General features: G+C 52.8%; 16 protein-coding genes. 8 read left to right on the top strand and 8 right to left on the bottom strand.

Annotated elements, in window-relative coordinates:
• Positions 1–14: 14 nt before the first annotated feature.
• The 3 genes from glgA to IK012_RS04770 form a co-directional block, all read right to left on the bottom strand.
• Entirely contained in the window at positions 15–1,244 is a 1,230-nt protein-coding gene (gene glgA, locus IK012_RS04780; protein WP_290951255.1) for a glycogen synthase, read from the bottom strand.
• A 29-nt stretch (positions 1,245–1,273) separates the two neighbouring features.
• On the bottom strand, positions 1,274–1,846 hold the full coding sequence (gene folE / locus IK012_RS04775) for a GTP cyclohydrolase I FolE (RefSeq protein WP_290951252.1): 573 nt from the start codon (positions 1,844–1,846) through the stop codon (positions 1,274–1,276).
• Positions 1,847–2,033: 187 nt separating this feature from the next.
• Complete coding sequence (locus IK012_RS04770) at positions 2,034–2,951, bottom strand: nuclease-related domain-containing protein (RefSeq protein ID WP_290951249.1); 918 nt, start codon at positions 2,949–2,951, stop codon at positions 2,034–2,036.
• Between the two features lie 127 nt (positions 2,952–3,078).
• Between IK012_RS04770 and IK012_RS04765 the strand changes: the two genes are divergently transcribed.
• Positions 3,079–3,678 (top strand): alpha/beta hydrolase, encoded by a 600-nt coding sequence (locus tag IK012_RS04765; RefSeq protein WP_290951246.1) that lies wholly within the window; start codon positions 3,079–3,081, stop codon positions 3,676–3,678.
• Here the strand turns inward: IK012_RS04765 and IK012_RS04760 are convergent.
• From IK012_RS04760 to IK012_RS04750, 3 genes are read right to left on the bottom strand one after another with little or no spacing between them, the layout of a single operon-like run.
• Positions 3,671–4,261: a nitroreductase gene (locus IK012_RS04760; RefSeq protein WP_290951243.1), complete on the bottom strand. Its 591-nt coding sequence runs from the start codon at positions 4,259–4,261 to the stop codon at positions 3,671–3,673. The genes IK012_RS04765 and IK012_RS04760 overlap by 8 nt on opposite strands.
• A 59-nt stretch (positions 4,262–4,320) precedes the next feature.
• On the bottom strand, positions 4,321–5,679 hold the full coding sequence (gene argA, locus IK012_RS04755; RefSeq protein ID WP_290951239.1) for an amino-acid N-acetyltransferase: 1,359 nt from the start codon (positions 5,677–5,679) through the stop codon (positions 4,321–4,323).
• A gap of 33 nt (positions 5,680–5,712) precedes the next feature.
• Entirely contained in the window at positions 5,713–6,636 is a 924-nt protein-coding gene (locus tag IK012_RS04750) for an FKBP-type peptidyl-prolyl cis-trans isomerase (protein WP_290951236.1), read from the bottom strand.
• A gap of 257 nt (positions 6,637–6,893) precedes the next feature.
• Between IK012_RS04750 and IK012_RS04745 the strand changes: the two genes are divergently transcribed.
• Both IK012_RS04745 and folD read left to right on the top strand, forming a co-directional pair.
• Positions 6,894–7,136: a hypothetical protein gene (locus tag IK012_RS04745; RefSeq protein WP_173380312.1), complete on the top strand. Its 243-nt coding sequence runs from the start codon at positions 6,894–6,896 to the stop codon at positions 7,134–7,136.
• A 103-nt stretch (positions 7,137–7,239) separates the two neighbouring features.
• Positions 7,240–8,079, top strand: a complete 840-nt coding sequence (gene folD, locus IK012_RS04740) for a bifunctional methylenetetrahydrofolate dehydrogenase/methenyltetrahydrofolate cyclohydrolase FolD (protein WP_290951230.1) — start codon at positions 7,240–7,242, stop codon at positions 8,077–8,079.
• A 48-nt stretch (positions 8,080–8,127) separates the two neighbouring features.
• On the opposite strand, the gene IK012_RS04735 is transcribed toward folD, so the two are convergent.
• Positions 8,128–8,475 carry a hypothetical protein gene (locus tag IK012_RS04735; protein ID WP_290951227.1) on the bottom strand — a complete coding sequence of 116 codons (348 nt, stop codon included), beginning with the start codon at positions 8,473–8,475 and terminating at the stop codon, positions 8,128–8,130.
• Positions 8,476–8,508: 33 nt separating this feature from the next.
• Positions 8,509–8,748 (bottom strand): hypothetical protein, encoded by a 240-nt coding sequence (locus tag IK012_RS04730; RefSeq protein WP_290951225.1) that lies wholly within the window; start codon positions 8,746–8,748, stop codon positions 8,509–8,511.
• A 69-nt stretch (positions 8,749–8,817) separates the two neighbouring features.
• On the opposite strand from IK012_RS04730, the gene IK012_RS04725 reads away from it, so the two are divergent.
• Genes IK012_RS04725 through recD form a run of 5 tightly spaced genes read left to right on the top strand, consistent with a single transcriptional unit; the run spans position 8,818 to position 18,460 of the window.
• Positions 8,818–9,597, top strand: a complete 780-nt coding sequence (locus tag IK012_RS04725; RefSeq protein WP_290951223.1) for a hypothetical protein — start codon at positions 8,818–8,820, stop codon at positions 9,595–9,597.
• 40 nt (positions 9,598–9,637) lie between these two features.
• Entirely contained in the window at positions 9,638–9,808 is a 171-nt protein-coding gene (locus IK012_RS04720; protein WP_290951220.1) for a hypothetical protein, read from the top strand.
• A gap of 24 nt (positions 9,809–9,832) precedes the next feature.
• Positions 9,833–13,219, top strand: coding sequence for an exodeoxyribonuclease V subunit gamma (locus tag IK012_RS04715; protein ID WP_290951217.1), 3,387 nt, complete (start codon positions 9,833–9,835; stop codon positions 13,217–13,219).
• On the top strand, positions 13,212–16,628 hold the full coding sequence (locus tag IK012_RS04710; protein WP_290951214.1) for an exodeoxyribonuclease V subunit beta: 3,417 nt from the start codon (positions 13,212–13,214) through the stop codon (positions 16,626–16,628). The genes IK012_RS04715 and IK012_RS04710 overlap by 8 nt, the downstream gene beginning before the upstream one ends.
• On the top strand, positions 16,628–18,460 hold the full coding sequence (gene recD, locus IK012_RS04705; RefSeq protein WP_290951211.1) for an exodeoxyribonuclease V subunit alpha: 1,833 nt from the start codon (positions 16,628–16,630) through the stop codon (positions 18,458–18,460). Before IK012_RS04710 ends, recD begins: the two co-directional genes overlap by 1 nt.
• Positions 18,461–18,619 lie beyond the last annotated feature (159 nt).

Raw genomic sequence — 18,619 nt, 5'->3', positions numbered from 1 at the left:
TGCAGCGAATTCGACTAGCGCTTGCCTTCGCGCTTGTAGCGTTCGATGCATTCCTGGTAGAAGTCGAACGTCTGCTTGGCAATGGACTTCCAGCTGAACACGTCGATAGCGCGCTTGCGGCTCACCTCGCCCATCTTCTTCGCCAGTTCCGGATTCGCGAGCACCTTGTTTAACTTGTTGGCAAAATCGGTCTGGAAGGCCTTCGGGTCGGCCGGTTCAAAATCCGTCTCGGACTTCGCCTTGAGCGGCACCAGGAATCCGGTTTCGCCGTCCACGATAATCTCGGGAATGCCGCCCACCGCAGAACCCACCACCGGGGTACCGCAGCTCATCGCTTCGAGGTTGATGATACCGAACGGCTCGTACAGAGAAGGCGTCGCAAACACGGTCGCATGGCTGTAGAGCACGCGGAGTTCCTCGTGCGGGATAGCTTCCTGAATCCACACCACGCCATCGCGGGTCGCCTGCACGCCCTCAATGAGGTTCTTGCATTCATCGGCAAGTTCGATCGTGTCGGGAGCGCCCGCGCAGAGCACCACCTGGGCGCCCTTGTCAATCTGCGGAATCGCCTGGATAAGCTGGCTAATGCCCTTCTGGCGCGTAATGCGGCCCACGAACAGCACGTACGGGCGCTTGGGATCCACGCCCCACTTGGTCAGGATGCTCTCGTCGAATGTCGGCGCGTAGAAGTCCGGGTCGATACCGTTGTAGATAACCTTCACGCGGTCCTCGGGCACGCCGTAGAGTTTCATCACGTCGCGCTTCATGCCCTCGCTCACCGCGATCACGCCGTCGGCAGCCTCGTAGGCCGTGCGTTCAATCCAGCAGCTCATGGCATAACCGCCGTTGCCCAGCTGTTCCGCCTTCCACGGGCGGTGCGGTTCCAGCGAATGCGTCGTGAGAATCAGCGGGCACTGCAGAAGCCTGCTCGCGAGCACGCCGCCAAAATGGCTGTACCAGGTGTGGCAATGAATCACGTCGATGTCGTCAAGTTCGGCAGCCCACTGGATGTTGATATCGAGCGGCTTGAAAATCTTCTGGAACCGGTCGTCCTTGGGATCGAGGCCCAGCTTGCGCGAGAAACCGAGAGCGCGGATGTTGTCTTCATCGACATCCTGGTCACCAAAGCAACGGGCCTCGACATGGCAAAGTTTCGCAAGTTCCTGCGTCAGGAACTTCACGTGGATGCCAGCGCCGCCGTAAATATCCGGCGGAAACTCATTGGTAAGAATAGCAGCGTTCATACAACAAATCTCCGGTTACACCATTAAATTTACTTTTTCGAGGAATTGATGGTCGCCATGAATTCCGCGCGGGTCTTCTCATCAGTCTTGAAACGCCCCAGAAGCTGGGTCGTGACCATCGTCGCGCCGGGTTTCTTCACGCCGCGCATCGTCATGCACATGTGGCTCGCCTCGAGCACCACGGCGACACCCCTCGGGTTCAGTTCCTTCTGGATGAGTTCAGCGATCTGGCGCGTCATGCGTTCCTGGATTTGCGGGAAGCGCGCGTAGTATTCCACCACCCTCGGGATCTTGGAAAGCCCAACGACGCAGTCGCCCGGAATGTACGCCACGTGGGCGCGGCCCGTGAACGGCAAAAAGTGATGTTCGCACATGCTCGCGAATTCGATATTCGGGACGACAATCATCTCGTCGTACTTCTCGTGGAAACGCGTCTTCAGGATGTCCTCGGCGCGGGTTTCACCCGAAAGGCCCGTCATGAGTTCGGCATACATCTTCGCAACACGCTTCGGCGTATCGACAAGCCCCTCGCGGTCCGGATTCTCGCCCATGCCTTCCAGAATCAACCGGAAGCCGTCTTCCATTTTCTTAAAATCCATCATGCGAGCAATTATAAAAAAATATCAGGAGGCAGGCAACGAACATGCCAATAGTTCTGCAGTGGACAACGAGTTCTAGTGCTACAGCTTAAACCGCAGAATCAGGAATCTGCATATCAGGCAAAATATCTTCAGCTATTTCCGTTCCATTCACAGGCGAAAAATCGTCAATTTTTTGTCCCGGTTATTCCTAGCATAATTTGCCATAATTATCGCATTGTTCACAGCCAACAACAAATGTTTCTTTATACTTATGAATTTTAAGTTCACCTCGGCATTTTTTGCACTCGAAATTCATTTTTCTTACTGAGCCACATTCTTTACAAATTAATTCATATTGTTTTGAAGTTCCATTGTATTGAATGGCATACGCTTTTTTGCAAACATCGCAAATTGGAATTTTCACTTCTTCTATTTTGCGATACACTGGTTTTACATGATGTAAACCGACAATATACTGAATCGTCTTTCCTACATCTTCATCAGGCAGAACATAACCTGGTTCTCGATCCAATAGAAGATTTTTTACAGTGTCTCTTTTTTTGTAAGAATCATAAATCTCAAGAATTCTATTTGGAATCAAATCTGCCTTCAATACATTCTTACAGTAATCCTCGTTTTCAGAGCAATAATCAATTATCCCCGAATCCGAAATAGCAACCAGCGTATAAATCGGCAAATTCAAAAAACCACCTTGCATATGCAAAAATTTTTGTCTCAACTCCAGGCGTTTTTCTTGCAGAACCTTTCTCAACGCATCACCCTGCATTTCCGCCTGTTTCATTGGACTTTTCATTCCAACCCATTTTTTCTCTGTTTGCCTATAGCAACTCCACTGTAAGTGCTGATCAAATTTCAAGTGAGAATTGCAGGTTTTCGATTCTACTATGACAAAACAGTATTTGGTTACGACAAGATGGTCTATTTGAAAATAGCTCTTACCATCAACAGTCTTTATATAGAGATTATTCAGAACATGAATTTCTTGATTATCAAAAAATTTTCGGTTCAAATAAAAGGCCATTTGTTTTTCAGATTCATACCCTTTTTTTTGATTTTTATCTAAAAACTCAATATTCACCAAAGGCTCAAGGTCTTTATCTATCATAATATTATCCTTTGCAGCTCAATCATTCACTTTTTAAATATATCTTTTAATAAAGTTAATTGAACAATAAAGCTATTTTTCTTTCGAATATTTTAGTTGTAATGACAACCACACAAGAGTTTTCAAAATGAAAAACCTCGTTATTTACATCCATGGGAAAGGCGGCAACGCGGACGAAGCGCTGCATTATAAAAGCTTGTTCCCAGATTGCGATGTGATTGGTTTCGATTACAAGTCAAACACGCCTTGGGACGCAAAGAAAGAATTCTCGGACTATTTCGATTCCGTCGCAAACGGCTACGACGAAGTCTACCTCATCGCCAACAGCATCGGCGCATTCTTTTCGATGAACGCGCTGGCCGAGAAGCCCATCAAAAAGGCCTTCTTCATTTCGCCGATGGTCAACCTGGAAAAATTGATTTGCGACATGATGATGTGGGCCGGCATCTCCGAAAAAACTCTCCGCGAAAAGAAAGAAATCGCGACGGATTTCGGTGAAAACCTTTCGTGGGAATACCTTTGCTACGTGCGCGAAAATCCAATCGAATGGCGCATCCCGACGCAAATTCTGTACGGTTCAAAGGACAACTTGACAACACTCGAAACCATGCAGGAATTCGCAAACAAGGCGGGCGCCACCCTTACCGTAATGGAAGGTGGAGAACACTGGTTCCACACAGAAGAACAAATGGAATTTTTAGACCGCTGGATTACCGGTATTAAATGAACACGGCTTCGTTGCCAACGCGCTCGGGCATCTTGCGGTTAGGCAGGCCGCTTTCGGTATCGGCGTAGCCAATCGCCACGGAACCGTAAATGCGTTCGCTGTCCTTGAGGCCGAGTTCCTTGAAATACGCAAGGAGTGCCGGGTCTTCGTTCAGCCATTTGAGCTGGTTGATGTAGCAGCTGCCGAGGTCGAGTTCGTTCGCCGCCACCATCATGTTCTCGAGCGCACAGGCAACGTCGGCCATGTTGTTGCCGTAATCCTTCTGGCATGCGACCACGACAAGCGCGGGCGCATTGTAGTCGAACACGTAGCCGCCCTTCTGCGAGAGGCGAATGGAATTCTGCAAACTCTTGTAGAGGTCTTCGCGAAGTTCCATGGCCGCGAACGCGGACTGCACCAGTTCCACGAGCTTCCTGAGCACATCGGGATTGCTAATGGCGAAGAAGTGGTTGCTCTGGCAGTTTCCGCCGGTCGGCGCAAAGCGGCCCGCTTCCACGATCTTCTGCAGTTTCTCGAGTTCCACGGGCTTTGCCTGGAACTTGCGCGTACTGCGACGAGTCAAAATAGCATCTAACGTATTCATAGTATTAACCTTTTAGTGGATCCTATCGGCCTTCGGCCTCCAGGATGACACGTAGGGTGTTACTTCTCCAGAGGGAGCACGAGGATACGAGAATTCCGCTTCTGGTTGTAGTTGTCGCGCTTGCTCTTGGGCAAGTCCTCGACAGTCCCGTCTTCGAATCCGAACGGGTAGAACCAATCGAGCGCCTGCGTCGTGAGCAAGAAGAGCTTCTTGTAACCCTTCATGCGGCCGATGGAAATCAAGTGCCGCACGATGGCGTCGCCGATGCCCGACTTGCGGTAGTTCGCGCCCACGGCAATGCCCGCGATTTCGGCCATGCCGTCTTCGAAGGCGTGCAAGGCGCCACATCCGTGAATGCTGTTGTCGATGCTGTAGACGACGTAATCCTTGAGCTTCTCGGAAATGCTTTCCTGCGTGCGCGGCACCAGGTAGCCCTTCGCGATATAGTCCTGCATAATCCGGAGGATATCCGGGATGTCCTCGATGTTCGCGGGCCTGATACTGGAGTACTGGTTCGCATACACCATGGTACCGTCACCCCGCGCACTGAAGACTTCTTGCAGCACGCTGCCCTGGAACTCGCCGCTCAGGAGGTGAACGCGATTCGCGCCCGCCTCGCAGGCATGGATGGCGTTCATCAGGTAGTCCATCTGCGCAAAGTTCAGGATATCGGAATTGAGTTCCAGAAGTTCCTTCGCCTGGTCCACGTCCAAAGCCGAAATCACGCCCGACTCGGTGGGTTCCAGGTACTTGGTGTTCTTGCCGGTCACAAGCCCCTTGAGCTTGATACCGTTCTCGTTACCGATGAAGAACAGCTTGCCCACCTTCATGTACTTGCAGATTTCGGTCGCAAGTTCGGTGGAGCTGATGTTGTAGGCGTGCCCGAGCTTGTTCCAGCCGATAGGCGGAATGATGGGCACGAACTTCTCGTTCAAAAGCTGGTCGAGGATGTCGCGCTGGATGCGTTCGATCCGGCCCGTCCTCATGTAGTCCACGCCGTCGATGACGCCGAGGCTCCGCGCCAGCACCCAGTTACCCTGGATACCGCTGAGGCCGCTCGCCGTGAGGTGGCTCATGATGCGCTGGGCAACGCCCAGAGACGCCTGCTCGATAAGGGGCAGGGCTTCTTCGCTCGTAAGCCGCACGCCGTCGTGGAACTTGGATTCGATTTCCCAAGCCTTGAGCTGCGCGTCAATACTCTTGCGCGTACCCGGCACGATAATGATGCGGATACCCGCCTTGTGCAACAGGGCGATATCTCGCATGAGCACCGGGAACAGGGGGTGGTCCATCAGGCTGTCGTCAATCTTCAAGATGAAGAGCTGGCCCTTGAACCGGTCCATGTAACCGAAGACTTCCCGGATGAATCCGGCGACTTCGAAGTGCTGAGAGTAGAAATCAGACGCAGACTTGTTCATGTCGAAAAAGATAGAAAGTCGAAAGCGGGAAGCTTACTTCTTCGCCTTCTTTTCGGCCTTCTTCGTCGGCTTTGTGGCGGGTTTTGCTGCTTCGGGGGCGGGCTTCGCCTCTTCGACAGCGGCAGCTTCCGGCTTCGCGGCGTCAGCAGCGCCTTCAGCAGGTGCAGCAGCAGTCGTATCGACAGCCGGAGTTTCGGTAAAGACCTTCAGTAGCTCGACTTCGAACACGAGGAGCGCATTCGCCGGAATCATCGGCGGCACGCCGGCCTCGCCGTAGGCAAGGGCGCTCGGGATCCAGGCCTTCACCTTCATGCCTTCCTTCATCACCTGGAGCAGGTCCTGCCAGCCCTCGATGACCGCGCTTACCGGGAACTCGAGCGGTTCGCCGCGCTTCACGCTGTTGTCGAACTCGGTACCGTCGAGCAAGGCGCCGACGTAATGCACCTGCACCTTGTCGGAGGCCTTGGGCGTAATGCCCGCGCCGTCCTTGATTACCTTGTACTGCACGCCCTTCGTGGTGACCTTCACCGTGGAATCCACGATGTTCTTGGCGAGGAACGCGGCCTGTTCGTCAAGCGCCTTCTTCGCGGCGGCCTTCTCGTCGGCTTCCTTCTTCTGCTGCATCTTAAGGAGCAAGTCCTGCAGGGCCGCTTCCGCAGCGGAATCCGCCAAGAGCACCTTGCGGCTCGAATCCACCTCGTCCTTGATGGCCTCGATGATGACGTCGAGCTTGAGGGGCACGCTGATATTCGCGATAGCCTTGCCCAGGTCCATGCCGAGCGCATAGCTGTAGCGGTCGACCGCGCTATCCAGGGAAATCGGCTTCTCGGTCACGGGAGCCGCGGCAGGGGCCGGAGCGGGAGTCGGTTCCGTCTCGGGGACAGCGTTCTTGTTACCGCCGCAGGCAATCACTGCTGCGCAGGAGACGGCGGCAAGGGCAAAATGGGTAAACTTCATAAAAAACCTCGTTTATCGTATGGCCAGGGGCACTTCTAAAAAAATAGGATTTTCGGGAGGGAAAATACCACTTTTGCGGGCCGGAATCGGCATTTTTCGTACAAATTACGCCAAAAACGCCATTTTTCGCTCAAAAAAGGGCATCTTGGAATCGCGTGACGCATTTCACGGAAAACACGCATTGTAAAAAACGAGAAACAAACGGCTTGCAAAGAGGCCGAGAGGTTGCTATTTTTATGAGTAGGAAGAGAATAGCTATGAAACGCAATTTCATGGACATAGTATCGCAGGCCACGGCCAACAAGAGCCGGTTCGATTCCTCCGTCGAGGAAATCGTGGACGCTCTCGATATTTCCGTGAAGGCGGCATCGCGCAGGGAATGGGTCGCCCCGGCCCAGCGAGCCCCGATTCAGACGACCGGATGGCTCCGCGGCGCTCTCTCCTACCCCTGGGTCGTCGTAACCGCCATCATCCCCGCCGTCCTCGACGTGGTGATGTAACCCCGGCCAGAACACTTTTTAATGCCGCCCCGCCTTCCGCGGGGCCTTTCCATTTTCTATCTTTGTCGGCGTAAAACAGCGCAACCCGCGCACCGGAGACATTATGGCAGCACTCATCCTCGACGGCAAGGCACTCGCCAAGACCACTGAAGAAGAACTCAGCGCCCGCGTGGCGAAACTCAAGGAAAAGACGGGCAAGACCCCCATCCTCGCGACCATCCTGGTGGGCGACGACCCGGCCAGCGCCACGTACGTGAAGATGAAGGGCAACGCCTGTGGGCGCGTGGGGATGGAAAGCATCCGCGTGGTGCTCCCCAAGAACACCACCACCGAAGAACTCCTGAACAAGATCCAGGAACTCAACGACAACAACGACGTGCACGGCATTTTGCTGCAGCACCCGGTCCCGCGCCACATCAATGAACGCGCCGCCTTCGAAGCCATCGACGCCCGCAAGGACGTGGACGGCGTGACCTGCCTGGGCTTTGGCCGCATGGCGATGGGTGAACCCGCCTATGGTTGCGCGACGCCCGCCGGCATCATGCGCCTGTTGAAGGCCTACAACATTCCCCTCAAGGGCAAGCACGCCGTGGTCGTCGGCCGCAGCGCCATCTTGGGCAAGCCCATGGCACTCATGCTCCTGAACGCCGACTGCACCGTGACCATTTGCCACAGCAAGACAGAAAACCTCCCCGAATTCGTGAAGCAGGCCGACATCCTCGTGGGTGCGGTCGGCAAGCCGGAATTCATCAAGAAGGAATGGATCAAGCAGGGCGCGGTCGTGGTCGACGCCGGTTACCATCCGGGTGGCGTGGGCGATATCGAGAAGGGCCTCGACGACGTGGCATCTGCCTACACCCCGGTTCCGGGCGGCGTGGGTCCCATGACCATCAACACGCTCATCTACCAGAGCGTGGAAAGCGGCGAAAAATATTTGGGATAAGAGCCCAGACTCTTTATGCAATTATCCCCGCACAAGCGGGGATTTTTTTTATCGCTTCTGCCATTCGCGTTCGACGGCATCCGCTTCGGCGGAGTTCGGCGACAGCATGTTCTTTATCGTCTGGCCCACAAATTCGGCGCCAATCCCGATCACAGTCCCCATCGTAGAATCGTTGGAATACTCGCGGCTGTCCATAGAGGCCGTAGCTCCGTTTGCAGCCCTATCGTTGCGCAGCGAGGCGCTGTCCGAATAGACCAGCGGGCGCTTCTTCGTCCCGCCGGATAGGTCCACGGAATCCACCGCAGAAGGCTTCTTCTGCACCAGCTGGGCGTTCGCAGTTGTCGCGCAAGCAAGCATCGCCACAAGCAAAGCAAAATCCCTAATCATTTTCATCATGGTTAAAATATAGGTAGGCAACGCACCTTTTGGCTAGTTAGACTCCATAATAATCGAACCTTTCGCTAATAAAGAATCCACAAGTTCATGGTAAACCTCGGAGCATTCGACCTGCATGATGGTCATAATCTTGTTCCCGCCATCTTTAGATGAAACCCCACCTTCAGGCTGATACACGACAATTTCATTCTTGCCGGCAACCGGCAATATCTCTTTTTCGCACACGACTTCAAAATGACAGTTTTTGTCGCGGGTATTTTGTATATTGGTCATGGTTATGCATATATTGATATATACGCATAAAAAAAGAAGTCAAACATAACCACATACACGAGGTACTTTATGGCAACCATCAGAATCGACGATTCCGAGTCGTTCGTATCAATGTGCAAGCGGCAGGCAGCGGGCCTGAAGCTAATCAGCGACGAAATTGAACAAGAAAACAGGGAGCAGAAGGAACTGCGCGAACTCCAAAAAAAGAGTTTCGAGCGCAAGAAAAAACTGCTGTACGATAACCTGGACCTTATCATGCGACATAAGGAAGAGATTCTCGCGACACCGCGCTACGCCAACATTGACGCACATTACGCTATTAGGGGCGGCGGGCTCTATGTCGGCCCCCTGAGTACAGCAAGGTGGTTCAGCTTTGCAGGCACATTCGTCACAATCAATCTCAAGCTGGCAACCCTCCTCCGCATCTGGGACACCGACCAGTTCAAAGTCCAGTGCAAGTGCGGGGGCACGGCCGTCATCCGCAGCTTTACCGGGTCGCCGCTTTCGGGCGGTTCCCAGGCAACAGCGTATTGTCCCGAATGCAAGAACGAGCCCCATGTCGCCAACCGCAGTTTTGGCAAGTATTTCTGGTTTTTGCAGGCCAAGCTTTCCGAAGACATCGAGACCGTCGCAAGGGATTTTATCGCCAAGTGGACGCTCGCCGAGGTGGAACACGAAAAGAAAACCACCAAAGAGAATCACAGAGATTCCAAGCCAGGCGCCGAATTCCACGGTGACGGCACGCCGTGCAATCTCGAAACGATGATCAACGAATTGCGGCTGAAGGAATTCGACGAATCCGTATATACGCAAAGAACAGGAAATGACAATATTTGTCACAACATATAATTAAATTTACAACAGGGGCGACCCGACAAAAGGAGCGATCATGATTACCATGGACGAAAAAATTCGCGAGCTCTACTATGCGCTCAAGCCCAAGTGCGAAGCCGAGAATCTCTGCCTCGCATGGGAAGTGCACAAGGCGCTGCGGCGCTTCGTGAAGGAACATCCGGAATATGACAAGGAATGGTACGGGAAACTGTATGAAGGCCAGTAATTCTTTTTATATTCCACCAATAGCATGCTGCACCTGAATTTCGCACTGAGCCTGGAACATCTCGCCGACAAGATGATCGACGAAGTTTCATCGTGTTGGAAGGATCCGTTCGAGGCGCCCATCGTCATATTCCCGGACCCCAAACTGGAACAGTGGTTCCGCCTGCGCTGGGTGCAAAAGAAAGGTGTCATCGCGAATCTCGAAATCACGACGATAGACAAGTTCCTGTTCCGCGTCCTTTCGCACGGGGATACTTCGAAGCAGAAAATTTCGACAGATATCCTCCGGAACGTACTGCTCGCCTTCCTCAAGGGAGGCGCCCTACAGCAGAATACCCCAATCCTCAAGGAGCTCCATTCTTACTTGGATGGTGAAACCGGCGAAATCGACGATGCCAAACTTTTCGATTTTGCCAACACGCTTGCGGGCCTCTTTTTGGAATACGAGACGAGCCGCCCGGGCAACTTCATTTCTCCGCTGCAGAGCGACCATCACGAAGGCCTGCTCGCCTACTGGAAACAGGGCGACCTGCGCGACTTCTTCTCGACCAAGGAGAGAATCGTTCCCAAGGAGAAATGGCAGCGTCATATCTACGCCAAGCTGTTCCACAACGACGGTGGCGAATCGCTATTGACCAAGACGTTCAAGGCCACGGTAAAGCGCACCAACCAGAAAACTGAATTCCTGACGCTGCCCTACCTGTTTTCGCAATGCAACAACAATTTTGACTGCGACAGGCCCATCTTTATTTTCGGGCTCTCCGGAATGGGGCAGTTCTACCGCGTCATCCTGCAAGAAATCGCGAACCAGAAAGAGGTTTACGCCTATATCCAGAACCCATGCATGGAATTCTGGGAAGACATCGACGTAAGGCACGTGAGGCATTGGAACAAGGCAAACGCGCCCGCGGGAATCGCGCTGCCCAAAACGGCGGATGACGATACCGAACAGAACCTGGACGAAAACGAGAACATGCTGCTGAAAAACTGGGGCCGCACCGGGCGCGAAAACATAAGGCTCTGGTGCCTTTCCAGCGATTACACGTTCGATTTTGCCGATGCGGATTTCCGCCCCGACACGTTGCTGCACCAGGTGCAATATCTGGTTGCGCATCGCAAGAATATTTTTGATGCGGAACTCCCGCAAAGCAATGCGGACGATATGACGGACCGCACGCTTTCCCTGACGGCGGCGCCATCGACACTGCGCGAAATCGAGGCCCTCCATACGGAGGTCTGCCAGCTGCTGCAAAGCGGAACGCGCCTTGACGAAATGGTCGTCGTCTCCCCGAATCTCGACCAGTACAGGACTCCCATCGAGCAAGTCTTCAATGCGGCCAAGAAGGATTCCCCGTTCTACATTCCGTTCACCATTACGGATTATCCCGAAAAGGATTCCCTGATTGAAAACGCCATTGGCAACCTGTTCGAAATTCACCAGCAGGGCTATATTTCCAGGCCGGCATTTTTCAGTCTCGTAAAAAATCCCGTAGTCCAGGCATCGCTTTCCATAAATCCCGATTACATTTCCGCATGGGAACAATGGATCGTGAACATGAACGTGTTCCGTCACGGCGGCAAAATCCGCGAAGACGACTGGGAGCATTGCGTCAACCAGCTTTTGCTTTCGCAGGTGAGCGCAAGCCCGTTCCGCTCGGAAAGCGACGGCTACGTGCCTTATTCGGATATCGAATCGGGCAATTCGGATTCCGTGCAGAAGTTCATCGATTGCATTGACGGCCTTCGCAAATGGATCGCCTTTGCGCGGGAAGGCCTCGATGCAGGCGACAAGAACGGCATCCCGCAATTCGAAAAAATGCTTTCTCACTGGGTTTCCATCCCGGCAAACGAAGAAGAATTCGTGAACGAGAAAAGCATCTGGCACAAGGTCCAAAGCGCCATTGATTTGCTGAACATCCAGTTCGATGCCGGAGCCGAATACATTTCCTGGAAAATTGTCCAGCAGACCATCCAATGCGCCTGCAAGAACTCCCGCGGAGGCAACAATCGCCTGTTCAATGGCGGCCTCACATTCATGAAGTTCTCCGTCAACCGGACAATCCCCGCCAAGCACATCTTCTTCATTGGGGCAAACGCTAGCGTATTCCCCGGCCGCAAAAGGCAGAACACGATGGATTTGCGCTCGCAGGCCGCGCGATGGCCCGGCGACGATTCCGTCATCGACCGCAACTGCTATACATTCCTGTGCCAGTTGATGAGCGCCACGGAAGGTTTCCACATCAGTTACATCAACAGGAACCTGCAAAAAGACGAGGAACTTTTCCCCGCATCTGTGGTACGCGACCTGCAGTTCTTCATCGCATCTTCGGGCGTGCCATGCGCGAAGGAATTCGACGAGAAGAAAATCCCGCTGGACGAAACGCGCCCGGCCGACGAACTGTTCACGCAGCGCGCGCTTCGGAACAAGAAGAGCCTCCACATTGGCGCCAACGTAAATACTCCGCAGGAAATTCAAATCGAAGGCAAGCCGATAATCCTCCCGGACAAGGTATCCGTACGGGAACTCAAGTTGTTTTTTGACGACCCGTTCCGATTCCAGCTGGCGAAATCCGTGCGCCTGCCCTCTATCGAAGAAAACCCGGAAAAGGAACTCTTTGAACCCATCGACCTGAAGGCCTACGACAAGTCGAAACTGCTCAAGGAATTTGTCCATTCCATATTGAGCGAAGACTTTAGCGGATACACGAAGACAGAACAGGAATGGATTCTGAAAAGAAAGTTCCCGAACGGAATCTTCGGTGAAATGGTCCAGCAAAAGTACAACGATTTGGCGATGGATGTTTCGCACAAAATCCAGAGCGGTGACTTCTTGATTCCGGCGACTTACCAGGAAAAGCGGGAAGCCCTGCTGAGCAACGGCGCCCACCTCTGGACACTCACGACCACGCTGGACTGGTATTCGCAACTGGACGAACACAGGCATATCCTTTTCACGGTAAAGAAGAACGGCGGCTCCGCCGCAGATTTTGTCAAGCCGTATCTCGACGCCCTCCTTATGGCAGCATCGAGCAACACGAAAGACACCGCGGAAACCTTCATCCTCCGCATTTACCTGTGTTCCAGCGATAAAGCACAAGAAAAACAATTTACGGTACGGCCCACGGACGCTGCGCTAATACTGGAAGAGGTTTTCGACCGTGCCTTCATTAAGAAATACGGGAAATGCGCCCCGCTACAATTGCTCGATGACCCATTGATTCAATCCTTCGCAGATTATCGCTACAAGCTGACAAGCCAAAACGGCCCATGGGAATATTTTGACGGAAAAAACCTTTTTGCTCCGGAAAAATTCTCGGGTTTCTCGATAGACAATTTCAGGGAAGAATGGATTACCGCCGTCAAGGAACAGACTCTACTTCTTGCGCCCATTTGGAGTGGTGAAAATGGATAATTTCAACATCGATGAGTTCAAAGAAGACGAGAACCTGTTCATTGCCGCTTCCGCAGGGACCGGCAAGACGTACACGATCCAGCAAGTTGTTGCGCGGCTCGTTTTAAACGGCCTTTCGCTCGACCAGATTCTGATTGTCACCTATACCGAAAAGGCGGCGGGCGAACTCAAGGACCGCATCCGCAAAAAAGTCGAAGAAGAATCCTTGAAGTTTCCGGGGAACGCCATGCTGCAGCAGGCGCTCCGCGACATCCATAGCGCACCCATCGGCACCATCCATTCCTTCTGCGAAAAAGTTTCCGCCGAATTCGCATACGAAGCGAGCGTCCCGTTTGAACAGGAAATGATCGACGAGAGCGCCGTCGAGGACCTGATAGAAAAACTGATTCGCGACAACTGGATTCACGAAGAACTTTTCATCACGTTCTTAAAGAGCGGCGGCAACGTAGAAAGGCTTTCTGCGCTCCTGAAAAGTTCCATACAGACATACATTCCCGAAACTATAGTGCTTCCGCCCGATTCCGACATCACCGCGGGCGGCACCGTACTCCCTTACAGCGAACAGGGCAAGATAAGCGAAGCCAAGAACTACGAAGACCTGCTACTCGTAAAAAGCTTTGCCGCAGCGGTCCATGTTCTGGAAGGATGCTCTGATCAGTATATCACCAAGAGCAAGACCGTCAAAGATCTGCTCAACGCCATCAAGGAATGGCGCAAAGGAAAGGCCCTTTATAGCGGGACCTCGTTCCGCATCAATATCGAAAGGCCGCAAGACGATTTTGAAGTCGCCCTGAAAACCATTGTCGATTTCAAGAACCTGCTCAATTCCCAAAAGGGTATCGACACGCTTCTTTCGCAAAAATGCCTGTTCACCTACATTCCCCGATTGTACAGGGAATGGGAAAAGGAAAAACGAACCAAGAAGATACAGTCGTTCAACGACATGATCCGTAACGTGCGCAACGCCGTCATGGTCGAAAATTCTCCGCTGGTCCGTTCCCTCAGGCAAAAGTTCAGGTACGCCATCATCGACGAATTCCAGGACACGAACGCGCTCCAGTGGGACATCTTCAAGAAGATTTTTGTCGAAGCCGATGACGGGCAGCACCACATTTTGGTAGTAGGCGATCCCAAGCAATCCATCTATTCGTTCCAAGGCGCAGACCTCAATATCTACGAGAATGCCATTTCCGAAATCGGCCACGGGAAGGCGCTTACTACCAACTGGCGTTCCAGCAACGTGATGATTGAGGCGTGCAACACGCTGTTCGAAACGAGCCCGCATTTCAATCTCGATTTCACGCCGTCCAATTGCCCGCCAGATGCAAAGCCCGACGCGGAATACAAGGGAAAGCCTGTAAAGCCCTTCTGGATTAGCGCAGAAGACATCGAGCCGAAGGAATACGCCGAAATCGTCGTCAACAACATCATCGATTTTTGCACCTTCGAAGGCGGCAAGACAAGGTTGCAAGTTCCCGATAAAAAGACGGGCGCACTGCGGAGCGTGAAATTCTCGGATTTCGCCATTCTCGCCCGTACCCGATCCGAACTTGAACATGTCGAATACAAGTTGCGCAAGGTCGGGCTCCCGTTCTTGCGCTACAAAGACGACAACTTGTTTACCAGCAGGGAATGCGCCGAATGGAGCGCATTACTCAAGGCGATTGATGCGGATAATTACTCCGAAAGGAACCGCAATCTTCTGTTCGCCGCATTGCTGACGGATTTCTGGGGCAAGGACCTGGATTACATAAACGCCATCTCTGCCGGAGAAAAATCCATCGCGGAAATTTCCACGTTCGTCAAATGGCATGCGCTTGCGGAATCGCGCCGCTGGGCCGAACTGCAAGAAAGCATCTACGCAGAATCCCCCAACATGGGAGAACTCTACCAGCCCGAAAATCTCCAGAGCCTAAACAAGATTCGCCAAATCGGGGATTACGCCGTCGAATACCTCTACACGACCAACTGTTCGCTCGAAGAGTTGGTCCGCCACCTGGACGCCCTCGTCACCCATTCCGAAAACGCGCTGAAGGATTCCAGCATCGTCGCGAAGGGAACCGACCTCGACGTCATCCAGACCATGACCATCCATGCGTCAAAGGGGCTCGAATATCCGATCGTGATTTCCGTAGCGGGCGAACGCGGCCACGCGGGTTCCTCGGGGCCCTACCTGGTACATTCCAATACAGACTCCAAGAGGAGCCTGTCCTTCAACGAAGACGCGAAGGAACTTGCGAAGTTCGAATCAGAAGAAGAATGGCGCCGCCTGTTCTACGTCGCATTTACGCGCGCGACACACATGCTTATCATGCCCCGTTTCGCAAAGATGAAAAAGAGGGCCGATGGAAAAACGCAGGAGCGCAAGAGGGAGATGACATGGCTTTCCAAAACCATGGATGACTTCTGCCAGAACAGCTCAAACCAGGAACAGTTTTACGAGCGGCTCGTTCAAAGGCCTGTCGAGAACGTAAAGGAGCGAATCTCCCTGATTCTAGACGGCATGAGCAAGGGCGAAAAAGATACGGGCGCGATTGATGTCGCGACATTGGCCGAAAAGATGGCTGCCTGGAAGGTCTGGGGACGGTTCCCGCATTCCACGTCGTACTCGCAAATCGCGCACGGCACGCAGGAGCAGGAAACCGATGAAGGCCGCCTGCAAAAAGACGAAGGCGATGGCGCCGCACGCACCGCGAAGGACACAAGCACATACCCGCGCGGAGCGGAACTCGGTAACGCGCTGCACAAGATTTTCGAACTCGTCGATTTCCAAAAGATTGGCAAGGCAGACCCGAAAAAGCTAAAAGAAGATTCCGCGTTCAAGGAACTGATAGTCTCTTCGTTCTTGCACGAATCGCTGGATATCGATTCCCATCCCGACTGGCTCGACACGACCATCGCATTTGTCTGGAACACGCTCAACGCAAGCCTTACCGTTATCGAAGGCAATACAAAAACTGGGGAAGCCTTTAGCCTAAGCGAAATCGCAAACGATTCCCGCCGGAGCGAAATGCTCTTCTTCATGGATTTAAAATCCGAACGCGAAAAGGAAGTGATAAACTTGTACTGCAAAGGCTTTATGGACCTCCTGTTCAAGCGAAACGGGCGCTACTGCGTTCTGGACTGGAAATCGGACTACATCGATACATACGACGAAGCCGCCATGAAAAACCAGATGCTCCTGCGGCGTTACAATGTACAGCAGGTCCTCTATTCCTACGTGTTGATCCGCTGGCTAAAATCGTTCTACCCCGAGATGAGCGAGCAGGAAATTTTCAACAACTACTTTGGCGGCATCTACTACGTGTTCTTCAGGGGTTGCCGCGCAAACGAAAATAGCGGTATTGTAGCAAGCACATTCGGCTCCTTCAAAGAACTGGAAAGCCTTTACAAGGAGATTATCGCCTGATGCGTGATTCGTTCATCAACACATTGCTTGAATACGGCGGAATATCTTCGCTCCAGGTGCGGCTACTCAAATTCTTGACCGGCATCCAAAAGAATTTGAACCAAGATGCGCAAAATCTTTTCGCCCTGTTGCTTGCAAAACAGAACGACGGCGATACGCGAATTTCCGTCGAAGAAGCGCCTTTGCGCCAGGCGATCAACAAGAAAATGCAGAACCTAGGCATTGCGGATTTTGGCGAGTTCTCGGAATCCATCGTGAACGGGGCGGTTTCCATCAAGCAGGGCGCCTACGGGAATATTGTAGACAGCGCACCGGACGCCAATTCTTTTTATCAAAAGCCTTTCGTGCTACAGAACGGGTTCCTGTACCCCTCCAAATATTATTTCGCGAAAGTTATCGTAGAAGACAAGGTCAAAGAATTCTTCAATCACGTTCCCTATGATGAAGCGGAAATCCCGCAATGTGTGCAGACCATCAAATCTATCACGCATGGCCCGCAAGGGAGCGGAATCACGCTGGAACAGGAACAGGCGCTGGCCGTAATCCGCGGCAGGCAAGAAAACCTGATTGTCACCGGCGGGCCGGGCACCGGCAAGACGACCGTCATATTCTTCTTGCTACGCGAGCTCTACCTGAATTCCGAAAAGCATCTGCAGGCGCCCCTTTACCTTGCGGCACCTAGCGGCAAGGCGGCCGACCGCATGAAGGAAAGTATCGAACAGTCCGTCAACCTGATTGGTGCCGACGAATTCGAAACGAACCTCGTAATTTACAACAAGATGTCGAACGCAGACTCCTATACGCTCCATAGGCTGCTGGGCTACAAGCCCGACGACAACAAGTTCATCTATAACTCCGAAAACCGTTTCCCGGAAAATTCCGTTTTCGTTATCGATGAATCGAGCATGATTGACCTGACGCTTTTTGCGAACTTCTTGCAAGCACTGCCGCACAGCGCGCGCATATTCCTCCTGGGCGATGCGCACCAGCTGCCTTCCGTCGATGCGGGCGCCGTCCTCGGCGAACTTCTGGAATCCAAGGCTGATTCGACCGTCAAGCTCACCGTTTCAAGGCGTTTCAACGAAAACTCGGCCATCGGGCACCTCGCCAAACTCGATTTTAGCGAATCCCCCTGCACGTTCGTTCCGCCAAGCGAATGGAACATGCGCAGCGAAGTGCAATTGCTGAACCTGGATACGCGAGAAAAATCCGCCCAACTGCAGGGAATCCTCGAAATATGGGCCGACGAATATCTGGGTTCCTTCGTGGAGCTTGCCGCACAAGTCGTTCCGAATCAGTCGAACCAAGAAGAATTGCTGGAACGCGTCTGGAACTTTTGCACCAAGGCGCGCATCCTTTCTGCCGAACGTTCAGGGGCCGCAGGCGTCCAAAACATCAATGCGGCGATAGAGCGCCTTCTGCTTTCCAAGGCGAAAGGGGCAAACATCAGCAAGATTATCATGCTCAACCGCAACCAAAGCAGTTTCAAACTTTACAATGGCGACACGGGAATTCTATTTACGCAGGGCAACGGCGAAAAATTCATCCTGTTCAAAAGCAACAGGGGGTTCGTTTTTTACCCGGAATACCAATTCGCGCCTAATGTGCTTGAGACCGCATTTGCGATTACCATCCATAAGGCACAAGGCTCCGAATACGACCATGTGCTGATGTTTATACCGACAAGGCCCGAGCACCCTCTGCTCAACCGGCAGATTCTCTACACGGGCATCACGCGCGCGAAGGAATCCGTCACCATCGTCGCGACGCCCGAAACGTTCAAAGCCGCCTGCGAGACGGTCATCGAGCGTGACACGGGAATTGAACTGTAAAGGAAATAAACGCTGCATAGCGAAGGTTTTGTAAGCAAAAAGCGCCTCGTTAATACGAGGCGCTTTTGCGAGAGCACTTTGACCACTTGGCGCTTTAGCGCTTATGTGGTCATGGTCCCCCTTGCGGGGAGAGTGAGAAACCGGAGGTCCAGTCCCCAA

The organism is Fibrobacter sp., assembly GCF_017551775.1.
Taxonomy (GTDB): domain Bacteria; phylum Fibrobacterota; class Fibrobacteria; order Fibrobacterales; family Fibrobacteraceae; genus Fibrobacter.
This window is presented reverse-complemented; position numbering and strand designations above follow the sequence as displayed.